This window comes from Mesorhizobium sp. WSM4808, from assembly GCF_055811675.1.
Genome location: NZ_JBVVQX010000054.1, coordinates 1 through 6282, shown reverse-complemented (window position 1 = coordinate 6282; position 6282 = coordinate 1). Strand labels below are relative to the sequence as shown.

Genomic DNA, 6282 nt, shown 5'->3' with positions numbered 1-6282 from the left:
GCCGCCATGATGGTCGATGGATCATCCTCAAAGAGAACGGCAAGGGCGTAGGCACCGCTGACGCGCTTCAGCATGGCGTGCATTGCCTCGCCCCGCCCCATGCCCTCCCGGCGGTTTCTTGCCAAGAGATGAACGACGACCTCGGTGTCGGTGTCGGTCTGGAACTCGGCTCCCGTTGCCGTCAATTCCTCCTTCAGTTCGGCGAAATTCTCGATGATGCCGTTATGAACGACGGCGACACCGCCAGTAAAGTGCGGGTGCGCATTGCGTTCGGTCGGCGCCCCGTGGGTTGCCCAGCGCGTATGCGCTATGCCGATGGCGCCGTTCAGCGGCTCTGCTTTCAGTCTCGTCTCGAGGTTGACGAGCTTGCCCTCAGCGCGCCTGCGCTGTAAGGCGCCCTCGGTGATCGTCGCAATGCCGGCGGTATCATAGCCGCGATATTCGAGGCGTTTCAACGCGTCGACCAACCGTTCCGACACCGGCTCTTGCCCAACGATGCCAACAATCCCGCACATGTCGTCTCCGAACTCATACCGGCAGCCTTGTCGAGGTAGCAATCACGACGAGGGATACCCAACGCGCTTTATATCAGGAACCTCTAATGGGATTTGGTTAGGTCGGTAAAATTGATTGTTGGAATGACAAGCATCCACCCGACAGATGGACCAAGCGCGACTGGCATTCCAACTGAGCCTTCGCCGTTGCGCGGACGGGCTGGCGCGTCGATCGAGCCAGAGAGACGGAAACGAGCTCTCGTGGCAGCGACGCGGTCCCGCATCGCGGATTCGACAGAGGGTATCTGAGCTTTGTCGCCGACGGTTTCAATCTCCCCCGAGGTCCGCCCCACGCTGACATTGCAGTCCACTTTACCGATTTCGGCGCCTTTGAGCCCTATGTCGGCGCCGGTGTGAACTATACAGATGCTGGCGCCCGGAAGCATTCCTCGGCAGCCAGAGCCTGCCGCCCGAGCCCCCTGGCCTGCCTTCTGTCTTGCATGCATCATTTTGCCTTCGTTCGCCAATCGCGGCTTTCCCCGGAAGGGAACGGAAGCGGCGGTGGGCGGCGAGTTCAGACCGGGAGGCCCGCCGCCAGGCGGACCGCATCCGGAGGACCGGGACGAAGAGAATGACCCGAAGCGAGGGCGAAGGGTTGCGGGATGCCGCGGCGGGCCTAGCAGGGAGTGCCGCCCGCCTGCCCCACCGGCAAGAGCAGCGCGGGTCTGACGACCCGCGCCAGAGCGAGAGCCGAACGGCTGAGACGCCTGAGCTTGTCGACGAAGAAGCGGGCTGTCCGCCGGCAGCCCGGTGAGATCGCGAGCCGCGCCAGAGCCAGCTATGACCGTAGGCTCAACAGAATCTCGCACGGGTCAGCGTCAAGCACCGCGGTTACGTCGAGAAACTCAATGACATCGAGACGCCGCTCTCCACCTTCATACTTGGCCACGAAGGATTGCGGACGGCCAAGCTGCTCGGCCACCTGCTCCTGGGTCATCCCTTTCGCCTTGCGCAGTGATACCAGCTGGGCAAGGAACCGCTGGTGGCGGGGTGATCGAAGTGATTTGGGCATGAGGGCGAACCGGTCTGGTAACGACCGGCTCAGCCACTAATCCCGGTTCCGGATTATCCCATTTTGGGATATGCTGTCTTGAATCCAGCGATCAACATGGAGGTTCGCGGCAGACATGAATCGATCGACGGGAACAGATGGGACTCAAATCTCAAAGCTGCGCGACGAGGTCCCCTGGTCAGAGAGCCTGACGAGCTATGACCGGGAGCATTTCAAGGTCTATCTGAGAATCCTCGACGCCTGCGCCGACAATGCCAGCATAGAGGAGATAGCAGATCTCATTCTTGGTATAGACTCGGCTCTTGAACCCGTGCGCGCTCGCCAGGCTGTTCGCAGCCATATCGATCGGGCGAACTGGATAGTGACAACTGCCTACAAAGAACTGTTCGCCGGCTGACGCAGCGCAGACGGCTGTTCCGCAATGACCTGCAGCACATTTGCGCACTAGCGCGGATTGCAGAACACGACCGCACTGCGGCCCTGGGCCTCGTGCGAAAACAAAACACCCAGCGCGACAGGTCGCCGGCGACGCGATCATCTCGACGGAGGCTCCGCGCCACAATTTGTTAGACTGCCGGAGTCGGCAGCAGACCACGCTGGAATGCAAGACTTCCCCAGGCCCAGCCAAACAGCGTGAGCGGAGCGGCATAGTTGTAGGATTATCCCACCAATCAGGCGGATTAGTATCTGTCGCAACACCGGAGCGCCAATGCCACCGTTTCGTCTTACGGCGTTCGCGTACGACGCGCAGTATCTCTTCGACACCGCGAGATAGCCGGCCAGCGCGCGGGGTGAGGCCGATTGTGTCCGGCTCTCTGATTCGGGTCAGCCAGCCGGCGCGGCGAAGGATATGCTCCACGCGCAACTCGGTGACTGTGACGATGCCGTTGAGCCGGGGCAACAGGCCGAACTCGATCATGCCGGCGAGGAGCTCGTAGCTGTCGATGGAAATGCCGGAGCTCACGTCAGTTTGAATGAAGCAATGTCGAGAGCGAAACAGCTGCTTTGCTAGATGCGCACTTCCTCGGCGCAGTTTCCCCGAGAAGCATAGGCGTCGCGAAGCAACGTCCGCTCTATGGAGGGCAGAAGGCGCAAGCAACCATCGACGTGCCGTCGAATCCGCAGCCCCCGGTAGTGCGGTCTGAGCGCGTCAAAGGAATCTATCCGCAGCTGCCATCGCCTTGCACGTCCTACTCGACACGTTCCTTGAGCACGCGGTAGCGGCGATGAATTGCATGCAGGTCATCGGCAAAATCGCGGTAGCAGTATGAGTCCCGGCGTGGACACCAGAATCCGACTGCGTTGCGCCTGACAAAGCCGGCAAATCGGAAGTTCTCACGTCAAGTCGACGCTGAGACGAATGCGCCTGCCGAAACGGCCCAAGCACAGGCGGACCAAAGACGAATTGGGTTTCTCAGAAAATTGAAGACCGTGAAGAGGCCAGCAGCGCAATGGCCTGATTTTGGGTGCGTACGCCGAGCTTCTTCTTGGCGTTGTCCAAATGGAAAGCAGCGGTGCGCGGCTTGATGCCCACGATGCGGCCGATAGCCCAGGCTGACTTGCCGCGAGCCGCCCATCGAAGGCAATCATATTCGCGCGGGGTCAGCGAAATGCCATCCACTATTCGATCACCTGGCAGCTTACAGCGAACGCATATGTGAAAGCAGGTAGCCAAGAGCTGAAGAGTTTGTTCATACCGTTCAGCGACCCGGAGAAATGCGCGACTGGGCTCATCAGCGGCGAAAGTGACCGCGGCAACGCAGCCGCGGAGATCGACAATCGGGATTGTCAAACCGCAGCGGATTCTGAACTGGGCCGCCTCGTCGAATAGTTGCCGTTGAGCCGGCGAAACCTTAACGCCACCCGAATCCGGTCCCCATCGAAACGGGGAGCCACCACGCTGCGCACGCAAGACCACAGGATCGAGTTTCTGATACCGCTTTTGCAAATACTGCCTCGTCCAGCGAGGTGGATAGTTCGAGATCAGCCTTGGTTTGCCGGAAGCTTGTGATGGTAAGGACAGGTAGGCAAAGGTGAGCAGATCAAGTCCTGCGGCCGCCCTTGCCATGGCATCCTGGAAATCTGCCTCATCGACACTCACCGACAGCTGCTCCAGGAATGTCTCGAAGAGAAGTGGCATGTCCCTCATCATCGTTCTGACTCAAACCCTCGAATCCATCAACCTTGCATTCGCTCCCGAGTGAGCGTTACCTCAACGAATGACCGGAGAACATTGCCGCAAATCGTGGTGCGTGAAATTCATCTTGCCCTAATCCTGTGTTGTGCTGAGACAGTCAGAAATTTTGATACAAGTTGGCGATTTATTCGCCTGTTTCAGAAGTGCGACTCGCGTAGGTGAAGATGGTGGCTTCTCTCTCTTCTAAGACTTCAAAGAGAAATAACCTGTTCCGCGATTGGCAGAGCCATGGATGTAAGAGCCATTTATGCGGTTTGCCGCACATGAGTACCATGAGGGGCTTCTTATTGCGCGCTGTCGGTGTCCTGATGATCGTCTTCAGACATGATCGATCAGTCCAGCTCAGGCGGTTCGAAACGGCATCCGGGTGGGTGTGCCAGTCCCCGAGATATGTGTCCAACCTCCCGGAAAGTTCGTAATGCTTTGCGATTTCGGCCTGTTGCCAGCTTTGATCAGGGAGAAAGCTGCTTCGTTCGTGAGATGCTTTGGGCCCGCACGGAATCATTGCTGTTACGACGGCAGCGATGTTTTCGGCGCAGTATCCCATGAAGGTCCCGCCCGTTTCCCGATCATACCAGAGAGTCGGCATCGGTCTGCATGTCCTGGATGATCGCTTCGGGCAGCCAGACTACTGGTTGCATCCGCATTCCTTCATCGGAGGTAGACAATCGATACGCCACGACGGAGGCACCCGTCCGATCCCGTCGTGTAATGTGAGCGTGTGAACCAAGGATTCCTTGAACTCGTCCGGTCGGGAAAGAATGTCCACGGTCAAGCGGACAGCTTCCAAAGATAATTCATGGAGATCGAATGAGGCCCCAGTGAAGGTCAGCTCCGCGCATCCAGCCGGCTGCATCTGCCCAGAGGTTTCTCCGGACCCAGGAGCTTTCTCGATTATACCTTTGGCGTAAGCGAATTCGCGACAGGTAGGACAACCGGAATTCGGATGGTAGGCTGCAACAATACCTCCCTTCAATGACAGCGTTCCGAAGAGAGAGATCATCGGTTTCCCTGCGGACTTGCAGCGCTCGGCCAGCATACGTGAGATCCCCGAAGAGGCCGTTGCGTCGATAACAATGTTGGCGTTCCCAAAGATTGGCGGTAGAACTGAATTGTCCCCTCCGTTCCCGTCGGCCGCAGTGGCCATCCCCAGGTGGTGATGGATCGTCTCGACTTCGACCCCGATGTATTCAGATTCAACATGCTGCTTGACGGCAGAGGTCTTTCGCATACCCCAGGCGGTCGCACCAAGCGGCCATCGAATAGAGTTTCCTGGCTCGACGATGTCATGGTCGATGACGGTGAGACGGGAACAGCCGTTGCGGGCAAGCTCAATCGCAACAGGGGCACCAATGGCTCCCATTCCGAATATGGCTATCACCTTGTCCTTCAAGACGCCCACCGACGGAACTCTGTCACCGATGTCTCTAGTCCCGGCGCGGTAGGTCGGTATGATCAAGAGCGAGGGTGCGGTTGCCTTCTGACCAGGTTTCGCCGTCCGGAAGGATTTAGCTGGCCCGTGAAGCAGAGGAAAGAGCCACGTATCTCCGCTCTTTTTGTGGCTGAGTTCCGTCGACTGTACGGTCACAGACATAGAATAAGCTGGAGACCCGTCGGTGAAGGGATGCGTCTTGAAGGCAATCTGATCCTTCACTTTCTTCTCTCGCCAGCCGTCTACCGGCGGAGGTGCGAAACGGTCCACACGGGTCCAAGGAAAAGTGCGGAGGGTCTTCATGGTTCGTAGAGGTGGAGGCAACGGGAACGTTCGAGTCGCGAGCACAGTCTGATCGTGCGCCCTAACCTCATCGACGACCCCTCGTAACTGGATATTCTCTCCAATTCGCAATAGCGAACACAAAGCTGTGATTGTTCCGCCAACGGCACCACTAAGGTTCCACTCGCTGTCGATCAGCATATAGCTTCCTTCGGAATAGCCAGGGAAATCCGGGGCAATAGCGTTCCACCAGAATTCCATGGGCTCGCCCTGCGGATCCTCCACGCCTGTTCCATTCAAGGCTCTGGCGAGCTGTTTCTCGAGAAGATTCGCCAACGTCCACTTAATCGACCAAAGCCCCGTGTCGCGGCCCAACAAGCAAAGGTTGCCGTCAATCGGCGAGCAATGCCTGCGCGGAAAGGTCTCCGGTTTCCCTCGAAGGGCGACTTGCGGGCGAACGAAGGGATAGCTGTCGGGGAACACTGCGCGAAGCTCGCAGCCTTCCCCGGATGACAGGGGCCATACGAACTCGACGCTGAGCACCCCGTTTTTCAGTTGGTCTTCGTCGATTCGCAGCGCGTCTCGAACGAAGAATGCTAGGTCACGGAGTTCGAAATCAAATCGTCCTAAGCAGGCATGCTCCCAGTGAGGGACCATACCTGCTTTCAGATCGCCATAGCATATCCAGTTCATCCTACAGGACGGTCCGGCGGCTGAGGCGGGTCCTTAGGGCCAGGCGGAACGCCGGGAGGACGACCCGGAACGCCATCTGGCGGACCTGGGACCCAGTGGGGCGGGCCGGGCG

5 protein-coding genes and 2 pseudogenes are annotated in these 6282 nt (G+C 58.5%); 1 reads left to right on the top strand and 6 read right to left on the bottom strand.

Features of this window, described 5'->3' with window-relative positions; translation table 11 throughout:
- Positions 1–515 (bottom strand): annotated as a pseudogene (locus tag AC0L2U_RS34575) (glutamine--fructose-6-phosphate transaminase (isomerizing)); the annotation flags it as partial.
- Positions 516–1332: 817 nt separating this feature from the next.
- Entirely contained in the window at positions 1333–1566 is a 234-nt protein-coding gene (locus tag AC0L2U_RS34570) for a helix-turn-helix domain-containing protein (protein ID WP_473603680.1), read from the bottom strand.
- 115 nt (positions 1567–1681) lie between these two features.
- Here AC0L2U_RS34570 and AC0L2U_RS34565 point away from each other — a divergent pair, with 115 nt between their 5' ends.
- Positions 1682–1963, top strand: coding sequence for a hypothetical protein (locus AC0L2U_RS34565; RefSeq protein WP_473603679.1), 282 nt, complete (start codon positions 1682–1684; stop codon positions 1961–1963).
- Positions 1964–2431: 468 nt separating this feature from the next.
- On the opposite strand, the pseudogene AC0L2U_RS34560 reads toward AC0L2U_RS34565, so the two are convergent.
- From AC0L2U_RS34560 to AC0L2U_RS34545, 4 genes and pseudogenes are all read right to left on the bottom strand, one after another.
- A pseudogene (locus AC0L2U_RS34560) lies at positions 2432–2485 on the bottom strand (hypothetical protein); the annotation flags it as partial.
- A 495-nt stretch (positions 2486–2980) separates the two neighbouring features.
- The gene (locus AC0L2U_RS34555) at positions 2981–3706 is read right to left on the bottom strand and encodes a LuxR family transcriptional regulator (RefSeq protein WP_473603678.1); all 726 of its coding nucleotides are present in this window, start codon (positions 3704–3706) and stop codon (positions 2981–2983) included.
- A 181-nt stretch (positions 3707–3887) separates the two neighbouring features.
- On the bottom strand, positions 3888–4310 hold the full coding sequence (locus AC0L2U_RS34550; RefSeq protein ID WP_473603681.1) for a Mov34/MPN/PAD-1 family protein: 423 nt from the start codon (positions 4308–4310) through the stop codon (positions 3888–3890).
- A gap of 81 nt (positions 4311–4391) precedes the next feature.
- Positions 4392–6170 carry a ThiF family adenylyltransferase gene (locus AC0L2U_RS34545; protein ID WP_473603676.1) on the bottom strand — a complete coding sequence of 593 codons (1779 nt, stop codon included), beginning with the start codon at positions 6168–6170 and terminating at the stop codon, positions 4392–4394.
- Positions 6171–6282 lie beyond the last annotated feature (112 nt).

Excerpts from the sequence above, each read along its gene's own strand:
- AC0L2U_RS34570 (WP_473603680.1), bottom strand. The coding sequence starts at position 1,566 with ATGCCCAAATCACTTCGATCACCCCGCCACCAGCGGTTCCTTGCCCAG.
- AC0L2U_RS34565 (WP_473603679.1), top strand. The coding sequence starts at position 1,682 with ATGAATCGATCGACGGGAACAGATGGGACTCAAATCTCAAAGCTGCGC.
- AC0L2U_RS34555 (WP_473603678.1), bottom strand. The coding sequence starts at position 3,706 with ATGCCACTTCTCTTCGAGACATTCCTGGAGCAGCTGTCGGTGAGTGTC.
- AC0L2U_RS34550 (WP_473603681.1), bottom strand. The coding sequence starts at position 4,310 with ATGGGATACTGCGCCGAAAACATCGCTGCCGTCGTAACAGCAATGATT.
- AC0L2U_RS34545 (WP_473603676.1), bottom strand. The coding sequence starts at position 6,170 with ATGAACTGGATATGCTATGGCGATCTGAAAGCAGGTATGGTCCCTCAC.